This window comes from Vibrio sp. 1641, from assembly GCF_033339995.1.
Taxonomy (GTDB): Bacteria; Pseudomonadota; Gammaproteobacteria; order Enterobacterales; family Vibrionaceae; genus Vibrio; species Vibrio alginolyticus.
In genome coordinates this window covers 1-647 of the sequence record NZ_JAWOVP010000244.1, presented here as the reverse complement: position 1 = coordinate 647, position 647 = coordinate 1, and the positions used below count along the sequence as shown (strand labels likewise).

At 47.9% G+C, this 647-nt stretch carries 1 pseudogene; it reads right to left on the bottom strand.

Annotated elements, in window-relative coordinates:
- Positions 1–647: pseudogene (locus tag R7Z47_RS25295) on the bottom strand (alanine--tRNA ligase); the annotation flags it as partial.

Here is a 647-nt window from a genome sequence, read left to right as displayed (position 1 = left end):
GTACTTTCGTGCCGTTTACTTCCACTGCTTTACCCATGATGTTTGCGCTTTCAGCAGCAGCCATCTTGTCTTTAAGCTTCTGAAGTTCTTTTTCTAGCGTTTTCGCTTTTTGTGCAGATTCTGCTAGTTTCTCTTCGTATTTTGCTGCTTGAGCTTCGATCGCATCTAGAGCAGCTTCACCTGTTACTGCTTCAATACGACGGATGCCCGCCGCGATGCCGCTCTCAGAGGTGATCTTAAATAAGCCGATATCGCCAGTGTTAGAAGCGTGGATACCACCACAAAGCTCTGTAGAGAAATCGCCCATAGACAGTACGCGTACTTCATCATCGTACTTCTCGCCAAATAGTGCCATTGCGCCTTTCTTCTTCGCAGACTCAATGTCCATCACGTTGGTTTCAATAACGTGGTTGCGACGAATTTGCGCGTTCACTAGACGTTCAACTTCTTTTAGCTCTGCCGCCGTTACCGCTTCTAGATGAGAGAAGTCAAAACGTAGGTTTTCTGCTTTAACCAAAGAGCCTTTTTGCGTCACGTGCTCACCAAGAACTTGACGAAGTGCGGCGTGTAGCAAGTGCGTTGCTGAGTGGTTTAGAGAGATAGCTGCGCGACGCTCTGCGTCAACGATAGTAGCGACTTCATCGCCT